General features: G+C 46.2%; 17 protein-coding genes. 6 read left to right on the top strand and 11 right to left on the bottom strand.

Annotated elements, in window-relative coordinates; translation table 11 throughout:
- The 9 genes from cysD to D7Y06_RS04925 form a co-directional block, all read right to left on the bottom strand.
- Window positions 1–927: a sulfate adenylyltransferase subunit CysD gene (gene cysD / locus D7Y06_RS04965; protein WP_120406728.1), complete on the bottom strand. Its 927-nt coding sequence runs from the start codon at window positions 925–927 to the stop codon at window positions 1–3.
- A gap of 123 nt (window positions 928–1,050) precedes the next feature.
- Window positions 1,051–2,415: a PFL family protein gene (locus D7Y06_RS04960; protein WP_120406727.1), complete on the bottom strand. Its 1,365-nt coding sequence runs from the start codon at window positions 2,413–2,415 to the stop codon at window positions 1,051–1,053.
- Between the two features lie 22 nt (window positions 2,416–2,437).
- Window positions 2,438–2,719: an ACT domain-containing protein gene (locus D7Y06_RS04955; RefSeq protein ID WP_120406726.1), complete on the bottom strand. Its 282-nt coding sequence runs from the start codon at window positions 2,717–2,719 to the stop codon at window positions 2,438–2,440.
- A 36-nt stretch (window positions 2,720–2,755) separates the two neighbouring features.
- Entirely contained in the window at window positions 2,756–3,556 is an 801-nt protein-coding gene (locus tag D7Y06_RS04950) for an MBL fold metallo-hydrolase (RefSeq protein ID WP_120406855.1), read from the bottom strand.
- 5 nt (window positions 3,557–3,561) lie between these two features.
- Window positions 3,562–5,886, bottom strand: coding sequence for a cell division FtsA domain-containing protein (locus D7Y06_RS04945; RefSeq protein ID WP_120406725.1), 2,325 nt, complete (start codon window positions 5,884–5,886; stop codon window positions 3,562–3,564).
- A gap of 22 nt (window positions 5,887–5,908) precedes the next feature.
- Window positions 5,909–6,502, bottom strand: a complete 594-nt coding sequence (gene coaE, locus D7Y06_RS04940; RefSeq protein WP_120406724.1) for a dephospho-CoA kinase — start codon at window positions 6,500–6,502, stop codon at window positions 5,909–5,911.
- On the bottom strand, window positions 6,502–9,147 hold the full coding sequence (gene polA / locus D7Y06_RS04935; protein WP_120406723.1) for a DNA polymerase I: 2,646 nt from the start codon (window positions 9,145–9,147) through the stop codon (window positions 6,502–6,504). The genes coaE and polA overlap by 1 nt, the downstream gene beginning before the upstream one ends.
- The gene (locus D7Y06_RS04930) at window positions 9,144–10,937 is read right to left on the bottom strand and encodes an aminopeptidase P family protein (RefSeq protein WP_120406722.1); all 1,794 of its coding nucleotides are present in this window, start codon (window positions 10,935–10,937) and stop codon (window positions 9,144–9,146) included. Before D7Y06_RS04930 ends, polA begins: the two co-directional genes overlap by 4 nt.
- A 3-nt stretch (window positions 10,938–10,940) precedes the next feature.
- Window positions 10,941–11,405 carry an acyl-CoA thioesterase gene (locus D7Y06_RS04925; protein ID WP_120406721.1) on the bottom strand — a complete coding sequence of 155 codons (465 nt, stop codon included), beginning with the start codon at window positions 11,403–11,405 and terminating at the stop codon, window positions 10,941–10,943.
- A gap of 252 nt (window positions 11,406–11,657) precedes the next feature.
- On the opposite strand from D7Y06_RS04925, the gene D7Y06_RS04920 reads away from it, so the two are divergent.
- The 6 genes from D7Y06_RS04920 to D7Y06_RS04895 all read left to right on the top strand — a co-directional run bounded on the left by D7Y06_RS04920 (window position 11,658) and on the right by D7Y06_RS04895 (window position 17,150).
- Window positions 11,658–12,449: an ABC transporter ATP-binding protein gene (locus D7Y06_RS04920; RefSeq protein ID WP_120406720.1), complete on the top strand. Its 792-nt coding sequence runs from the start codon at window positions 11,658–11,660 to the stop codon at window positions 12,447–12,449.
- Window positions 12,449–13,252 carry an ABC transporter permease gene (locus tag D7Y06_RS04915; protein ID WP_120406719.1) on the top strand — a complete coding sequence of 268 codons (804 nt, stop codon included), beginning with the start codon at window positions 12,449–12,451 and terminating at the stop codon, window positions 13,250–13,252. The genes D7Y06_RS04920 and D7Y06_RS04915 overlap by 1 nt, the downstream gene beginning before the upstream one ends.
- Window positions 13,253–13,255: 3 nt before the next feature.
- Complete coding sequence (locus tag D7Y06_RS04910) at window positions 13,256–14,053, top strand: ABC transporter permease (RefSeq protein ID WP_199714633.1); 798 nt, start codon at window positions 13,256–13,258, stop codon at window positions 14,051–14,053.
- Between the two features lie 84 nt (window positions 14,054–14,137).
- On the top strand, window positions 14,138–15,397 hold the full coding sequence (locus D7Y06_RS04905) for a chloride channel protein (RefSeq protein WP_120406718.1): 1,260 nt from the start codon (window positions 14,138–14,140) through the stop codon (window positions 15,395–15,397).
- 67 nt (window positions 15,398–15,464) lie between these two features.
- Window positions 15,465–16,316 (top strand): Cof-type HAD-IIB family hydrolase, encoded by an 852-nt coding sequence (locus D7Y06_RS04900; RefSeq protein ID WP_243119090.1) that lies wholly within the window; start codon window positions 15,465–15,467, stop codon window positions 16,314–16,316.
- Between the two features lie 33 nt (window positions 16,317–16,349).
- Window positions 16,350–17,150, top strand: coding sequence for a histidinol-phosphatase HisJ family protein (locus D7Y06_RS04895; protein ID WP_120406717.1), 801 nt, complete (start codon window positions 16,350–16,352; stop codon window positions 17,148–17,150).
- 41 nt (window positions 17,151–17,191) lie between these two features.
- Here the strand turns inward: D7Y06_RS04895 and D7Y06_RS04890 are convergent, their stop codons facing one another.
- Both D7Y06_RS04890 and D7Y06_RS25610 read right to left on the bottom strand, forming a co-directional pair.
- Window positions 17,192–17,773, bottom strand: coding sequence for a VOC family protein (locus tag D7Y06_RS04890; protein WP_120406716.1), 582 nt, complete (start codon window positions 17,771–17,773; stop codon window positions 17,192–17,194).
- A 130-nt stretch (window positions 17,774–17,903) separates the two neighbouring features.
- A complete protein-coding gene (locus tag D7Y06_RS25610) occupies window positions 17,904–18,041 on the bottom strand; it encodes a LytTR family transcriptional regulator (protein ID WP_147415587.1) in 138 nt (45 codons plus the stop codon).
- Window positions 18,042–18,195 lie beyond the last annotated feature (154 nt).

The raw sequence follows: 18,195 nt of genomic DNA, 5'->3' as shown, positions 1-18,195 counted from the left end.
TTAGAAATATCCCTCTCTCTTTCTCTTTTCCATACTTGCCCCTCCCCCATCGGAATCAATTACACGGCTGGTGCGCTCGGATTCCACAGATGCCAGCGTCTCCTCAATAATCTCATCTAAAGTTTCCGCCTCCGATTCTATTCCCCCGGTAAGGGGATAACATCCCAGGGTGCGGAACCTTACTTTTTTCATGACAGGAACTTCCCCGGGCAAAAGGCGCATCCTCTCATCATCCACCATAATGATATTGTTATCCCGCATGACCACCGGCCGCTCTGCGGCAAAATACAATGGAACAATTGGAATCTCCTCCTGTTTAATATACTGCCAGATATCTTTTTCCGTCCAATTTGACAGGGGAAATACCCGGATACTCTCTCCTTTATAAATTTCCGTGTTAAACAGTTTCCACATCTCCGGCCTCTGGCTTTTGGGGTTCCAGGCATGTTCTTTGTTCCGGAAAGAAAATATCCGCTCCTTTGCCCTGGACTTTTCCTCGTCCCGGCGGCCTCCCCCGAAAGCTGCGGTAAAACCATACTTGGTAAGTGCCTGTTTTAACGCCTGGGTCTTCATAATATCCGTGTAGGCGCTGCCGTGGTCAAAAGGATTGATGTTCTGCTTTACCCCTTCTTCGTTAATATATTCTATCATTTCAATCCCAAGCTCCGCCGCCCTCCTGTCACGGAACGCAATCATCTCCTTAAATTTCCAAGTTGTGTTCACGTGGAGAAAAGGAAAGGGGGGCTTTTCCGGATAAAAAGCTTTTATGGCAAGATGCAGCATAACGGAAGAGTCTTTTCCGATAGAATATAACATCACCGGCTTTTCGCACTCCGCCGCCACCTCCCGCATAATATAAATAGATTCTGCTTCCAGCTCTTCTAAATGATTCATCGTCTGCAAATCTGATACCTCTTTCTTTCCCATACTTCTTTTATATCCTGATACATTGTATAGATGGTTCATTAAATCTAAATTAAGATTTAGATGGTACAAAAAAAGAAGAGAGCGTCTATGCACTCTCTCCATATGGTATATACCCTTTAATATTTAATTCTTAAAACTGTGTATAGGGGCTGGAATCCTGCCCCTGCGGTTAATGAAATCATCACAGGAAAATTGATTCACCGGCATAATAGGCGCATATCCAAAAAGGCCGCCGAACTCCACCGTATCTCCCACTCCCTTTCCGATAACGGGAATCAGGCGGGCCGCAGTGGTTTTCTGATTTACCATGCCAAGGGCCATCTCGTCTGCAATGATGCCGGAAATTGTGGTTGCTTTTGTATCCCCTGGAATTGCAATCATATCAAGGCCCACGGAACACACACAGGTCATAGCTTCCAGTTTTTCCAAGGTAATGGCTCCCGCAGAAACAGAATCAATCATTCCCTGGTCCTCGCTTACGGGAATAAACGCCCCGCTTAAGCCTCCCACATAGGAGGACGCCATCACGCCCCCCTTTTTCACCTGGTCATTTAAGAGCGCAAGGGCTGCGGTAGTTCCCGGAGCCCCTGCATATTCCAGGCCAATCTCACAGAGAATATCCGCCACGCTGTCCCCCACCGCCGGGGTTGGGGCAAGGGATAAATCAATAATTCCAAAGGGAATCTGAAGCATCCTTGATGCCTCTTTCGCCACGAGCTGGCCTACCCTTGTGACTTTAAATGCCGTCTTTTTAATTGTCTCGCACAAAACCTCAAAACTCTCCCCCCGGACTTTTTCCAGAGCCGTCTTTACCACTCCCGGGCCGCTGACGCCCACGTTAATCACAGCATCTGCTTCCGTGACGCCGTGGAAGGCCCCTGCCATAAATGGGTTGTCGTCCGGGGCATTGCAAAAGACTACCAGCTTCATGCAGTCCACACTGTCCCTGTCCTTTGACCTTTCCGCCACTTCTAAGAGGATTTCCCCCATAAGCCTGACTCCGTCCATATTTATCCCTGTTTTGGTGGAGGCAAGGTTTACGGAACTGCACACCCGCTCTGTCCTTGTAAGGGCCATGGGAATGGAGCGTATCAAAAGCTCGTCCGCCTTTGTCATTCCCTTTGACACCAGGGCGGAATACCCTCCGATTAAATTCACCCCTACAGCCTTTGCCGCCTCGTCTAAAATATCCGCTATAGAGGCAAAGTCCTCCGGGGTTTTACAAGCGCTGCCCCCCACAAGGGCTATGGGTGTCACGGCAATCCGCTTATTTACAATGGGAATGGCAAATTCCTGCTCAATTTCTTCCCCGGTTTTTGCCAAATCTTTTGCCACCCTGGTAATTTTCTCAAAAATTTTTTTCTTTAACGTGCTAAGGTCCGGGTCTATACAGTCCAAAAGGCTGATTCCTAAAGTGATGGTCCTCACATCCAGGTTTTCCTGTTCCACCATCTCATTGGTCTCTATGACTTCTCCAATATTAATCATATGTCTCTCCTTAACAGATGCACTATATGCGGTGCATTTTCTGGAAGATTTCTTCTTTCTGGCATTTTATGGAAACGCCAATCTCCCCGCCTAATTCCTCTAACTCTCTCACACAGTCTCCAAAGGGCTTTGTCGCCCCTGCCATATCGGCAATCATCATCATATTAAAATACCCCTGAACAATGGTCTGTGAAATATCTAATATGTTAATTTTATTTTCTGCCAGATACGTGCACACCCTGGCAATAATTCCCACCGTGTCTTTTCCCACAACGGTGATAATTGTTTTTCCCGCTTTTTCCATGGTTATCTCCTCTCCAAACACGCAGCATCCTAATGGTTACAAAACCTGTATCCGTCCGGAAACCTCATCCCGCTTTGCCACATACACGGGAAAATCATCTCCCCTATAGGGGTTTTCCCCCAAGGTAATTTCCAGTTTTACCGTCTCGTAAGCCAGTTTTGCATAGTTGTTTTCTTTGCTCAAATGTCCTAATACCACTGCCTGGAAACCATCGTGGAGAATCCTCCCCAAAAGCTGTCCCGACAGCTCATTGGACAAATGCCCCCTCTCCCCTAAAATCCTCTGTTTCAAAGGATAGGGATAAGGCCCCGCCTGGAGCATATTTACATCGTGGTTCGCCTCTAAGAGAAGGACGTTGACCCCTTTTATTTTTTCAATCATATACTCATCATATTTTCCCAGGTCTGTAATCACCCCCACAGACTTGCTCCCGCGCCTTAAAATATAAGCCACAGGCTCCGCTGCGTCATGGGAAATTTTTACCGGCTCGATTTCCATTTCCCCAATAAGGAACGTCTCATTGGCCCTTACCGGATGAAATAAAGACTCATCAATTTTTCCCACGGATTTTGTATGTAAAATTGCCTGGATAGTTCCTTCTGTGGCATATATGGGCAGTCCATACCTTCGGGCAAGGACGCCGAGGCCGCTAATGTGGTCTATATGCTCATGGGTGACTAAAATTCCCTCCATCTCCGAGGTTTTTAAGCCCAGGGAATTTAAGCCCTGTTCAATCCGTTTTCCACTGACCCCCGCATCAATTAAGAGACGGCACCCGTCATACCCTGTCATAATACAATTTCCGCTGCTGCCGCTGGCAATACTGCATAATTCCATATCCATTACTTCTCTTCCCAATATATTTCAATGACATCCCCATTGTTTAACTTCTGCATGTAACTTGCATCCTCCCCGTTTACCGTGGTGACAATGGCACGTCCGTTGGAGGCGTTAAGGTCAAAGGTAATTGCGTCAAAAAGGTCCACAAAAATATATTCCCTCTTCCCTGTGAGGAGAATTTCATTTCCGTTTACCTCCACCTGGATAGCCCCTTTGGGCAAAGGCCCCGGCGCTGGCTTTGGCACATCCTCAGCCGGTTTTTCTTCCGGTTTTGGCTGGGGTTCTTCTTTTTCGTCTTTCTCCTCCGACTCCTGGGTTCCCTCCGTCAAAGGCACATCCTCCTGTTTTGGCCCTTCGTCAAAAAATCCTCCCTGGCTTGCCCACTCAAAAGGCGACATTTGGGGTTCCTGCTCTTTTTCCGATTCCGGTTCTTTTTCTGGTTCCTGCAGCTTAAGCTCCCTGCCGCTTTCCCCTTCCTCCCCTTCTTTTTCCGGCAAAGCCTCATATTCCTCTTCCGGCTCCTGTAAGGGAATTTCGGAATCCTCCTCCACAAAATCCACCGTACCCTTTGCCTGCGCCGTCCACTCCACGGTAAAGTTCTCATACAAAAGGGTGTTTAACTCTGCAGGGCGGTTATTTACACGGATTACATGGTCCTGGTCAATCTCCACATCCATAAACTCCGCCAACTGTTCCACCGTGTAGAAATTCCTTGTCTCAATCACATCCCCCTCCTGCACATGGTAGGAGGAAACTTCAATACTTCCGTTTACCTCCACAAATTTAGGACAATGGATGGTTTTGCCGTTTACCTCAAAAGTAACTATCTCCTGGGTATATTCCGCCAAATCGTCAATGGTTATCACCGCCGCCTCCCCGGCTGTGGAAGGCTCCACCGTAATATAGCTGTTTGCCACCAGAGGCGCATTGATATTTGTCTCTTTGTCATTTACTTTAACAATAGCGGAATCCCCCGCCTCCCCTCTGGCAATCCTGGGGCTTCCGTTTACCGTAAAGTTAATTTCTTTGCCCCGTTTGGGGAATAAATACTCGTTGGGGAAACCTGCCTGCATAGCTGCGTCCACAATAGTCAGGCGGCCGTTGTCATAAAGCTTGATGCGCTCCCCGTTAAAATGCACCATAATAAAGCTGTTTCTCTGCTCATAATAATTCAGGCAGATACCCACAGGCGTTACCAAAAGAGGGTCTTTTTGGATATCCGGCTGTTCAAAGGTGATTTCTTTTAACACTTCCTCACCCCTTAAAGCCACCCTCTCATTGGGAAGTTCCAGTTTATCCGCAAGCATTTCCGTAAATCCGTGGATTTTTCCGCCCCCTCCTACCACAAAGGTAGCGCTTACTGTGGTATCCCCGTTTAACTCTTTAATCTTATTGGCCACATCGGTGGTGATTCTATCCACCAGCCCCTCCGTCAATTTCCAAACTTCCTCAGATTTCAGGGTGTGCTTTAATGTCATAATATCCGTGTATTCAATCTCTTTTTCCTTTGTGGAAGCAAGTTTTATGTGCTCCGCCATGGCAAAATCCACCAGATAGCTCTGAACAATGAGCTCTGTCAGCTCGTCCCCAGCCAAAGGAATCATGCCGTAGGCGATAATGCTGCCGTCCCTTGTAATACAGATATCGGAGGTTCCCGCCCCCACATCTACCAGGGCAATATTCAACATGCGGAAATTTTCAGGAATAGCAACGTCAATGGCGGCAATAGGCTCCAAGGTCATATTGGCAACGCTAAGATCCGCAATGGCAACGGCGGCATAAAGTCCGTCCACCACATCCTCCGGCAGAAATGTAACAATGATATCCTCGGAAATTTTCTCCGCCTTATGTCCTTCCAAATTGGAAAAAATCTCATCATTTAAATAGTATTTCACCACAGAGTAGCCCACGCAGTAAAATTTGTACTTTGTATCGTTTTTCTCTTTCAGTTCCGCCTGGGCACGCTCAATTCCAAGCAAATCCAATGTATGGATATCCTCCGCCCGGACAACGCTCTCAGTCTCAAACTCATACTCAATATGGGTGGTTACGGTTTTTAACACACGTCCCGCCGCTGCAATACACACAGAAGTCAGCTCCTGGCCAATCTGCTCTTCCAGTTTTTCCTTCACAATGCGGATGGTATTTCCCACCCTGCCGATATCGTGAATCTGGCCGTCCAGCATAGCCCTTGTCTCATGTTCCATGGAATACTGGGCCAGGACAATAAATTCCTTGTCCTGCTTAAAGCCCACCGTCCCAACCACATTTCTGGTCCCGATATCAAGACCAAATACTAATTCATCTCCTGCTTCTCTTCGCTCCATATTTGCTTATCTCCTCCATCCCTTACCTGGCAAATGCCTGTTTCACCTGATATATTGTCTCCTCTAAAGTTCCGTTATTGTCAATAACAAGCGCAGCATATTTCCTGTAAGTATCCTCCGGAAGCTGGCTTTCAAATATGCTGTCAATCTTTTCGTCGGAATACCCTCGGTTTTTCTTTAACCTCTGCCTGCGGATTTCCCTGCTGGTATCTATGTACCACAATCTATCACATATTTTATCATAACCTTCCTCAATTAAAAGGGCTGCCTCCAAAATAAAATAAGAAAATTTTCCCTTTTCTTTCTCTTTTTGGTAGATGTCAAGAATATTTTCTTTTACCGCCGGGTGAACAATACCGTTCAACCGCTCTCTTTTCTCCCTGTCAGAAAAAATGACCTCCGCCAGCTTTTCCCCAAGGAAAGTTCCTTCCCCGGTAAAAATGTCCTCCCCGGGAAAGGCCTTTACAATTTTCTCATAACAGTCCTCCCCCGGCTTCATCAGTCCATGGGCCACCTCATCCGCCAAAAGGACTTTCGCATTGTAATTCTCTTCTATATATTGCAGAATCCGGGACTTACCTGCCCCGACTCCCCCTGTAATCCCTATAAATTCCATTATTTCGCCTCGTACCAGTTATTTCCCGTGTGCATGTCTACTTCCAAGGAAACCGCAAGGCTTGCCGCCCCCTGCATTTCCTCTTTCAAAATCTTTTGCACCCTTTCAAGCTCGCTCTTTTCGGCCTCAATTAAAAGTTCATCGTGTACCTGGAGTAAAAGCCTGGACTTTAACCCTTCCCGCTGCATTCTGTCGTGAACCCTTATCATGGCAATTTTAATAATATCCGCCGCCGTGCCCTGGATGGGGGCGTTCATAGCAACCCGCTCCCCGAAGGAACGCTGCATAAAATTGCTGGAGGAAAGCTCAGGCAGGGGGCGCCTTCTGCCGTATATGGTAACAGAATACCCCTTCTCCTTTGCATCCCCTACCAGGGAATCTAAAAATGCTTTTATCTTGGGATAAGTTTCAAAATACCGTTCAATATAATCCGCCGCCTCTTTTTTACTGATGCTTAAATCCTGGCTTAAGCCAAAGGAGCTGATGCCATACACAATCCCAAAGTTTACGGCCTTGGCGTTTCTCCTCTGCAAATCTGTCACTTCCTCAAAGGGAATGTGAAACACCTGGGAAGCGGTAGTTCTGTGGATATCTTTTGCCTCCCGGTAAGCCTGTATTAGGCTTTCATCCCCGGACATGTGGGCCAGCACCCGAAGCTCAATCTGGGAGTAGTCCGCGTCCACAAAGACATACCCCTCTTTGGGCAAAAATACCTTTCGGATTAACCTGCCAAGCTCCATGCGGATGGGAATATTCTGGAGATTAGGCTCTGTGCTTGAGATTCGCCCGGTGGCTGTTATGGTCTGATGGAAGCTGCTGTGGATCCGCCCCGTATCGTCAATATACCCCGCCAGGCCCTCCCCGTAGGTGGACTTTAGCTTGGTGAGCTGGCGGTACTCCAAAATATCCGCCACAATGGGATATTCCCCGGCCAGCTTTTCCAAAACATCCGCCGCCGTGGAATACCCGGTCTTCGTCTTTTTTCCATAGGGCATTTTCAGTTTTTCAAAGAGCACTGTCCCAAGCTGTTTGGGGGAATTGATATTAAACTCTTCCCCGGACTTTTCATAAATTATCTTTTCCAGTTCGGCAATTCTTGCATCCAGGCTTTCGCTGTATGCCTTTAGTGCCTTCCTGTCTGCCCGGATACCCTCCTGCTCCATATCGGAGAGCACATAGACCAATGGAAGCTCTATGGTGTCATACAGCTCTCTCATCCCTGTCTCTTCCAGTTTGCAGAGCAGTTCCTCCCTGGACTTTTTTGCCACATAGGCATGGTAGCACACGAATTTTAAAAATTCATCCCTCTTTTTCTCCATTGCCTCAGAGAGAGAAAGCTTCCCCAAAAGTTCAAAACCGGAGGGCAGCAAAAGATTCAGGTAATCCTTTGCAATATCCTCATAATTATAGCTGTTTAAAAGAGGGTTTAACAGGTAAGCCGCAATGCCGCAGTCAAACCCATTGTGCCTAATCTCTTCCGTCTCCCTTGCCAGTAAGAGAATCTTTACCACCTGTTTTAAATCTATCACGGAAAAAGAAAATCCATTTAAAATTTTATCCTTAAGTTCCCTTTTCACAAACTCTTCTGTAAAATCCCCTGTTACCGCAAGAAAATAATTTTCTTCCTCCGAAAAACTTAAGGAAATCCCAAGGAGTTTTTCGGAATCTGCAGCAAGGAACAGCCCCGCCCCATCTTGCGCCTTTGCGAGAATCTCTTTCGCCTTATCAGAATCCTCAAGAAGCAAAAACTTCTCTTCCGCCTGATTTCCCGGCACCTCTGTTTCAAAGCGCTTTAAGATATTTTTAAAATCCAGGCGCCTGCACATAAGAAAGGCTTCCTCTGTGTAAAGATTCCCAAGGGCCGCCTTTTCCACATCATAGTCAATTTTGGCGTGGACATCAATGGTGGCCAGGGTTTTGGAAAGTTTGGCCTGATCATAATATTCCTTTAAGTTTTCCGATGCCCGTTTGGGCTTTATCTCATCTGCATGGGCATAGGCGTTTTCAATCGTCTTATAGGCTGCAATAATATTTGTGGCAGTCTTTTCCCCAATCCCCGGCACCCCGGGAATATTGTCCGCCGTATCCCCCATAAGGGCCTTTACGTCTATAAACTCTCTTGGCGTCACCTGATACCGCTCTTTTACCTCTTCCTCGTAGTAGTCCTCAATCTCCGTACCGGTTTTCTTTGTCTTTGGAATACGGATTTTTACATGCTTTGTGGCAAGCTGTAATAAATCCCTGTCCCCGGATACCACGGAAACTTCAAGCCCTGCCTCCTCCCCCATGCGGGAGATGGTGCCTAAAATATCATCTGCCTCATATCCCTCTTTTTCCACAATGACAACTCCCATAGCGGAAAGCATCTCTTTTATCAGAGGAACCTGCTGCCTTAACTCCTCCGCCATAGGCTTTCTGGTGCCTTTGTAGGCATCAAACATTTTGTGCCGGAAGGTAGGGGCATGGACGTCAAATGCCACAGTAAAATAATCCGGTTTCTCCTCATCCAAGATTTTAAACATGATATTTAAAAAACCGTACACTGCATTAGTGTGGAGCCCTTCTGCATTGGTCAGATCCGGCAGGCCGAAAAAAGCCCGGTTTAAAATGCTGTGTCCGTCAATCAATACTAATTTTTTACTCATACTGCCCTCGTATATTCTTTCAGCCACTTATTTTCTTCCTGGGTCATATAAGGAGATAACACCTCATACACCTTTTTGTGGTACTCATTTAAAACCGCCCGCTGTTCCTCTGTCATAAGATTTGGGTCTATGGCGTCCAAATCAATGGGGGCATAGGTAATGGTCTCAAACTCCATAAACTGCCCGTACTCATTTTTTACCCCTTTTTTGCACAAAAGTTCATTCTCCGTGCGGATGCCGTAAGCTCCCTCAATGTAAACCCCGGGCTCGTCCGTGGTAATCATGCCTTCCTCCAAAACAGCTTCCGGGACTCCCTCCCTTTTCTGCCAGCGGAAAGAATTGGGCCCTTCATGGACATTTAAAATATGTCCCACCCCGTGTCCTGTCCCGCATTTATAGTCAATTCCCAGTTTCCACAAAGGGCCTCTGGATAAAATGTCAAGGTTTCTCCCAGTACACCCATGTAAAAACCGGGCCGAAGCCAGGTTTAAGTTGGAACACAATACCGTGGTAAAATGAAGGCGCATCTCCTCCGTAATGGGCCCAAGGGCCATGGTCCTTGTAATATCCGTTGTCCCCTCCAGATAGTGCCCCCCGGAATCCACCAGAAGAAATCCCTCCGGCTTTAACAGGGCATTTGTCTCCTCCGTGGCGCTGTAATGCATCATAGCGGCATTGGCGCCGTAGGCGGAAATGGTGTCAAAGCTTAAGTCAAGAAAGTTTTCCTGCTGCCTTCTGAAATTTTCCAAAACATCAGAGGCGGAAATTTCCGTAATCTCCTCTTTCCCGATGGAATTTTTCAGCCAGTACATAAATTTGGTAAAGGCCACCCCGTCCTTGACATGGGCCTTTATGGTATTTTCTGCCTCCGTCTTGTTTTTCACAGACTTCATAAGCTCCGTGGGATTTTCTTTATCGATTATTTCCACCGTATCCTTAAGGGCGTTTACAATCCGGTAATTCACTTCGCTTTTATGGAGCAGCGCCTTTTTATCCCCCGGGATTTCCGGGACGTAGGAATAAATTTCCTCATACTCTTTTGTGACAATCCCGTTATCCTTAAGATAGCTTTTCTGCTCTTCTGTCAAAATCTCCTGCTGCAAAAACCAGACACATTCCTCTTTTGAAAGGACAAGATAGGATAACACCACAGGGACGTAATCGATATCTCCCCCCCGGACATTTAAAAGCCAGGCAATATCGTAAAGGGAGGTTAAAATGTGGATGTCAGCCTTTTCTTTTTCCATTTCCCCCCGGACTTCCTGCAATTTTTCCTTTGTGCTTTTTCCGGAGTACTTTTCTTCCAGGATAAAGAAGGGCTTTTTTGACATGGGAGGCCGCTCCTCCCAAATCAAATCAACCAAATCCTCCTCCACATAGAGCCGTCCTTTTTTCTCATCTGCAATGTTTTTGTATTCTTCCCCGGCTTTCCCGTTTACCACCCTGCCGTCAAAACCAATGCAGCCCTTTGGGGGCAGATTTTCCTTTACAAACTCCGCCACCGTGGGCACATTTTCCTCCCCCATGGGAAACAGGGTAACGGTGCTGTCTTTTAACTGGTTTTTGGCCTGGACAAAGTATCTCCCGTCCGTCCAAAGCCCCGCCTGAGTTTTTGTTATCACCGCCGTTCCCGCAGAGCCGGTAAATCCGGTAATAAATTTTCTCGCCTTAAAATATTCCCCCACGTACTCGGACTCATGGAAATCCGAGGTGGGCACCACATAGATATCAATGCCCCGCTGCTCCATTAACTCTCTTAGATCTTTCAGTCTTTTCACTACAGGATTCATAACTTAATTCTCCTCATAAAATTCAAAAAATTTCGTATCCAGTTCGGGGTAAGAGCGCTTCAGGGAAAGAGGTTTTCCGCTGCGGTTTAAAAAGCAGTGCTCACTTTCGGCAACGCACTTAAGCTCCCCTGTCTTTTTATCTGTCATTTTGTACTCCACCGTCATCTTTATTCCATTATAGGATACAATTTTAGCTTCTATCACAACGGTGTCGTCAAAATGCACCATACTTTTGTACTCACAGGAAATAGACAGCACAGGGCTTATAATCTCCATCTCCTCCATCCCTTTATAGGAAAGCCCAATCTGCTCCATCAAGTCCATCCTTGCCTCCTCCATCCACCGGATGTAATTGGAGTGATGGATAATCCCCATCTGGTCTGTCTCATAATATTTCGCATGGTGTTCGTAAGGTTTGATATGCACCGTGTCTGCCTGTCCGTAAATTTGTAATTCTTTTTCTGCCATAATATTACCTCCTATACCTGCTGTTGCTCTAACATCTATCCATATTTTCTGAATTCCATCCCAATTGTACTTAATAATAATATATCTTTTTTATTAAAAAGTCTATAAAAAAATCATCTTTACTGTAAGATAATTATGAAGTATACTAATAGCAAACTGAATATTTTACCTTCGGTATCTGACTGGCAAAATCCAGCGGAACCAGACCGGCTTGGCAAGATATGAAAATATAACTACCAGGAGGAAGCAATTATGATTACCGTGAATCACCTGTGCAAATCGTACAGAATTGCAAAAAGAAACCCTGGCTTTACAGCGGCATGTAAAGCCCTTTTTCACCGTGAGTATGAAATCATCCATGCTCTTAAGGATGTGAGCTTTACCATTAGCGATGGTGAGATGGTAGGCTACATCGGTCCCAACGGAGCTGGAAAAAGCTCCACCATTAAAATTCTAAGCGGAATATTGACACCGGAGGGGGGCACTGTTTCTGTGGACGGAAGAGTCCCCTGGAAAAACAGAATCGAGCATGTACGGCAAATCGGCGTGGTGTTCGGCCAGCGCTCCCAACTTTGGTGGGATGTTCCCGTAATGGATTCTTTTGAACTTTTAAAAGATATCTACTCTGTTCCCACCCCCCAGTATAAAAAAAGCCTGGAAGAACTCACAGCGCTTTTGCATTTGGAAGAACTGCTGCGCTCCCCAGTAAGGCAGCTTTCCCTGGGACAGCGCATGAAATGCGAAATCGCTGCATCTTTGCTGCACAATCCCAGGATATTATTTTTAGACGAGCCCACCATCGGTTTAGACGCAGTTTCCAAGCTGGCCGTCCGGGAATTTATTTTACAACTGAATAAGGAAAAGGGAACTACCGTAATTCTCACCACCCACGATATGCAGGACATTGAAGCCCTTGCCAGCAGGATTATCCTGATTGGAAAAGGGCAGATTTTAATGGACGGTAATATTGATTCTATTAAGAAAGGGAGTGCAGCCATTGACGAAACAGTGGCGGAGCTTTACCACTCCTATGAGGTGGTGTAATGAAAAAATATTTCTCTTTTTTCCGGCTGCGTTTTACCCTGGGCCTACAGTACCGTGTGGCAGCACTGGCAGGAATCGCCACCCAGTTTGCCTGGGGCTTTATGGAAGTTATGATATTTGCCGCCTTTTACCGGGGTGATAAAAATGCCTTTCCCATGAGCTTATCCGCCACATGTTCCTACATATGGCTGGGACAGGGATTCCTGGCCTTTTTTGCCACCTGGATGATGGACAATGAAATTTTTGACTCCATTTTAAAGGGAAACATTGCCTACGAACTCTGCCGTCCCATTGACATTTACAACATCTGGTTTTCAAAAAGCGTGGCTGTAAGGCTGTCCCGGGCAATGCTTCGGTGTTTCCCCATTTTGCTTGTGGCCGCCTTTCTCCCTGACCCATACGGCCTGGCAAAACCAGAGAGCTGCCTGCATTTTTTCCTTTTTATCCTAACCCTTGCCTTAGGACTTTTGGTGACGGCTGCCTTTTGTATGCTTATTTACATATTGACCTTTTATACCATATCCCCTCAGGGGCTTCGGATACTGTTTACCTCTGCCGCAGATTTCTTTTCCGGCGGGGTGATTCCCCTCCCCTTTTTCCCGGAGCCTGTGCAGAAAATTATGGAACTTTTACCCTTTGCGGCAATGCAGAACGTATCTTTGCGGATTTACAGCGGGAGCATGGAGACGGATGAGATGAAAAAAGCCATACTTTTGCAGCTTTTTTGGCTATTCATACTAATTTTTACCGGAAAAATCCTCTGCCGCCGGGCAGAGAAAAAAATAACGGTGCAGGGGGGGTAGAAAATGAAAAAAATAATTTCAGACATAAAATTATATAAACACTATATCTCCATAAACCTGCGGGGCATGATGCAGTACAAAACCTCATTTTTTCTGTCTGCCATGGGCCAGTTTCTTATATCCTTCAATGTTTTTCTGGGGATTTTCTTTCTGTTTCAAAGATTTTCCAAAGTGGAAGGATTTACTTACAGCCAGGTCCTGTTATGTTTTTCCATCCTCCTTTTGGAATTTTCTCTGGCGGAATCTTTCGCACGGGGCTTTGACACCTTTTCGGAAATGGTCCGGCAGGGAGAATTTGACCGCATCCTGGTGCGCCCCCGGGGGGAAATCCTGCAGGTATTAGGGAGTAACTTTGAGCTTACAAGAATCGGCCGGATGCTGCAGGCCCTTGTCATGTTTGTTTACGGCGTCTCAAAAAGCGGGATTGACTGGAATCTTCTGAAAATCCTCACCGTCTTTTTTATGATTTTAGGGGGCACGTCCCTGTTTACCGGACTTTTTATCCTTCAGGCGGGACTATGTTTTTTTACCTTAGAGGGACTTGAAATTATGAATATATTTACAGACGGGGCAAGGGAATTCGGCAAATATCCCATGGAAGTTTACGGCAGGAAAATGCTCTTATTTACCACTTTTCTTATCCCCTACAGCCTGGTCCAATATTATCCTCTCCTGTATATTTTGGAAAGGCGCACCTCCCCGCTGTATGTAGTCCTCCCCCTTGCCGCCGCATGGTTTCTCTTTCCCTCCCTGGCACTGTGGAAATTGGGTGTAAGACGGTACACTTCCAGCGGCTCATAAAATGTTAAGTTATCTTGAGAAAAAATGGAAAATATGCTACCATGACTGCAGAAATAAAATTATTTACATATCAGGAGAAAAGTTATGAATGAATTGTTAAAAGACGAATTCCATCACGTCCTGGCCAGCAGCCGGCGCATGATAAAAATACTCTTTTATTCTATCCTCTGCGGTATTATCGTAGGCTTTGTAAGCTGCGGATTTGCCGCTTTGATGAACTTTGTAACCACGGTCCGCCAAAGCTGCCCGGTGCTGATTCTGTTTCTTCCCTTGGCAGGGCTTCTCATCGTGGGTCTCTACCATTTGCTCCACAATGAACAGGATACAGGAACAAACCTGGTGATTGCCGCCCTCCAGTCCAAAGATGATGTGCCTTTAAAAATGGCTCCCTCCATCTTTATCGGCACGATTATCACCCACCTCTTCGGGGGTTCCGCCGGGCGGGAGGGCGCTGCCCTGCAGCTTGGGGGCAGCATCGGAAGCTCCCTGGGCCACGCCATGAAACTTCGGGATATTGACACCCATCTCATTATGATGTGCGGCATGAGCGCCGCCTTCTCCGCGCTGTTTGGCACCCCTATGGCTGCCACTGTTTTTTCCATGGAAGTTATCAGCGTGGGCATTATGCACTACTCTGCTTTAGTTCCCTGTGTGGTGGCCTCCTTTGCAGGGTACGCCATTGCCAGCCATTTTGGGTTGTCCGAGCATATTTTCGGTATCTCCAATCTGCCTGATTTCACCTTAAAAACAGGGCTGATCGTTGTGATTCTTGCAATGCTTTGTGCACTGGTTAGCGGACTTATGTGCATCTCTTTGCACACCTTTTCCGCCCTGTTTCAAAAGTATTTCCAAAATCCCTATTACAGAGCTTTTGCAGGCGGGACAATCATTGCAGTCCTCACCCTCCTCACAGGGGGACAAGACTACAACGGCACAGGGGTACAGATTATTGTAAAAGCCCTCGCCGGCACTGCTTTTCCCGCCGCTTTCCTGCTAAAAATCCTTTTCACCTCCGTGACCTTAGGTGCAGGATTTAAGGGGGGAGAAATTGTCCCCACCTTCTTTGTAGGGGCAACTTTCGGATGTCTCTTTGGGAATCTAATCGGTTTTTCCCCCAGCCTCTGTGCGGCGGTTGGCATGGTCAGCGTCTTTTGCGGTGTAACAAACTGTCCCATTTCCTCTCTCCTTATCAGCTTTGAAATGTTCGGCTATGAGGGAATGCCTTTTTATCTCCTGGCCTGCGCATTCAGCTATGCACTGTCGGGATATTTCAGTTTGTATCACAGCCAGATTATTGTATACTCCAAAATGCATACCACATTTATTAACAGAAATACCAGATAATCTTGTGCTGTTCCCTGTTTTGTGCTATACTTCCCACATCAAAAAACAACGACAGGAGAACCTTAAGATGAATCCACAAATCCGTATGATTGCCCTTGATTTAGACGGTACCCTTTTTAACCGCGACCGTCAGATTACCCCGTTTACCAGAGAGCAGATAAAAAAAGCCGTAAGCCTTGGCATTACCGTTGTCATTTCCACCGGCCGTCCCTATGTGGGGCTTCCCTTAGAAGAGGCAGGGGAACTTGGCATCCGCTATGCCATTACCACAAACGGCGCTGCTGTCTATGAGATTCCCACCAGGACATGTATCTATGAAAAATGTATGTCAGAGGATTTCTCCTGTGAAATTTTAAAAGAAGTTTTAAAAAAGCATGTGCATTTAGACGCTTTCGTCCACGGTGATGCCTACACCCAGACCTCCACTTTAGAGGTAATCCGCCACTCCTCCCTGCCGGAATCCACCAGAAATTACATTTTAACCACCAGGGAACAGGTGGAAGATATCTGTGGCTATTTTCGGAAAAACCGCCTCCGCCTTGAGAAAGCTACCATAAATTTCGAGGTGGAATCTGACGGCCATTTTGTGGACAGAGAGGAGACAAAGGAGCTTCTTCTCTCCTATCCTGAAATCCAGGTGGTTTCCGGAGGCTACAATAATCTGGAATTTACCAGTGCAGGGGTGACAAAAGGCGCAGGACTGGCGTTTTTGTGTGAACATTTAAATATTCCCCTGGAATGCACCATGGTCTGCGGGGACAGCGAAAATGACAAAGATATTATGGGCGTGGCGGGGTTTTCCGTTGCCATGGGAAATGCAGACCCGGAAATTAAAGCACTTGCGGACTATGTCACCGACACAAACGAGAGGGAGGGCGTGGGCCTTGCCATAGAAAAATTTGTGAACCATGGGCGCTAACTGTGAAAACTGCCCTGTAAGGAGGATTTTTTTATGTTTTGGGATACCCATTTACACTGTAACTTTTCCGGGGACAGCTCCGCAGACCCGGAGGATATGATTCGTTCCGCCATAGAAAAAAATCTGGATGGAATCTGTTTTACCGACCACATCGACTGGGATTACCCCGGCCCTACCCCATTTTCCTTTGACGGGGAAATATATTTTAACGTCCTGGGGGCTTTAAAAGAAAAATATAAAAAGCAATTAAACATCCATATCGGCGTGGAGCTTGGGCTGCAGCCCCATTTAAAAGAGAGATACGCCGCTTTTGTGTCCCAATTCGATTTTGACCAAGTGATCGGCTCTTCCCACGTAGTGCACGGTTTTGACCCTTATTACCCGGAATATTATGTGGGAAAAACCGAAGATTTGGCCTACCGGGAGTATTTTGAATGTGTCTTGGAAAATCTGGATATCTTTGAAGATTTTGACGTGTATGGACACCTGGATTACGTAGTGCGCTACGGCCCCAATAAAAATGCCAATTACACCTACAAGAAATACCAGGATATTATTGACGAAATTTTAATAAAAATCATCCAAAAGGGAAAAGGCATTGAACTCAATATGTCCGGCTACAAATACGGACTTTCCCACCCAAATCCCACCGAAGAAATTCTCTTAAGATACCGGGAATTAGGGGGAGAAATTTTAACCCTGGGGGCAGATGCCCACGCCCCGGAACATGTGGCTTTTGACTACTGCAGGCTGACGGGGCTCCTAAAAAAGGCAGGATTCCGTTACTATACGGTGTTTGAAAAAAGGCAGGCAAAAATGATAAGGATTCCATAAACTCCCCTGGAATCCTTATCATTATTATGAAATACTTCCCTTTAATCCCCGATATCCGTATGCCCCTGTTCAAATTCCCACTGCAGGCCGTATTTGTCAATAAAATAAAAATACTTTGTATTGCTTAAAATCTCCGCTGATTTCTTCTTCTCTTCCTTGTCATTTTGCCTTTCCTGGTCAAAAAAGTAAAAATCCGTGTAAGATGTCTCGCTTATTTGGTATACCCTGTAGTCATCTGTGGTATTAATCATCATCACATCCGGCTGAGATTTTATATACTCAAAAGCCTCCTCAATATTCGTGACCTTAAGAGCCACATGCCTGGCCCCGGAAATATCGTTTGCTTTAAAAATCACAGGCTCCTGGCGCCCTTTGGGATTGTGGTAACACATAAGCTCAATGGTAAATCTCGTTCCCGGCACATCCATAAACCCAATGGAAACCTCCCCTTCCTCTGCCTCCTCAATAAAACCTCCCGCCTGAAAAAAACCTTTATTTTTCCAGTGGGGAATATGCTGGTTGGGCACCGCCCCCAAAATCCTTTCATAATACCGAATAGCCTCCAACACATCATCCACAAAAATACAGACATGGGAGAGACCTGAAAATTTTGGTTTTTGCATAATATCTGCCTCCCTAATAATATTTTAATACAAATATACCATTGTCCATAACCGAATTCTATATGTTGGGATAATTCCTAAAGAATTGGGGACAAAAAACCAGGGATTGTCCTCTGGTTTCCCGCTCCCGCTATATGGCTGCCCCTGTGTCAAAATAGTAGGAAAAATATTCTTTTTTAAATTCAGCCACTTTGCTTCTGGAAATATACACGGTACTTTTATTATCCATGGTAATCTCCTCCCGCTCCATGGAGACAATATGGTTCATAATCAACTACCCCGGTGCAAGCACTCAAGCACTGTGCTCGGCTCCTACGTCGCCGCTCACAGCACTTGCCTTTCATTCCTGCTAAAGCGGGAATGAAAGCGGGGTATGAAAGTTTCTTTGTCTCTTCCTCTACACATAATCGTACATACTTAGC

This window comes from Roseburia sp. 1XD42-69, from assembly GCF_003612565.1.
GTDB lineage: Bacteria > Bacillota > Clostridia > Lachnospirales > Lachnospiraceae > Roseburia_B.
Note: the sequence above shows the minus strand (reverse complement) of the source record. Positions and strands in the feature narration are given on the sequence as shown.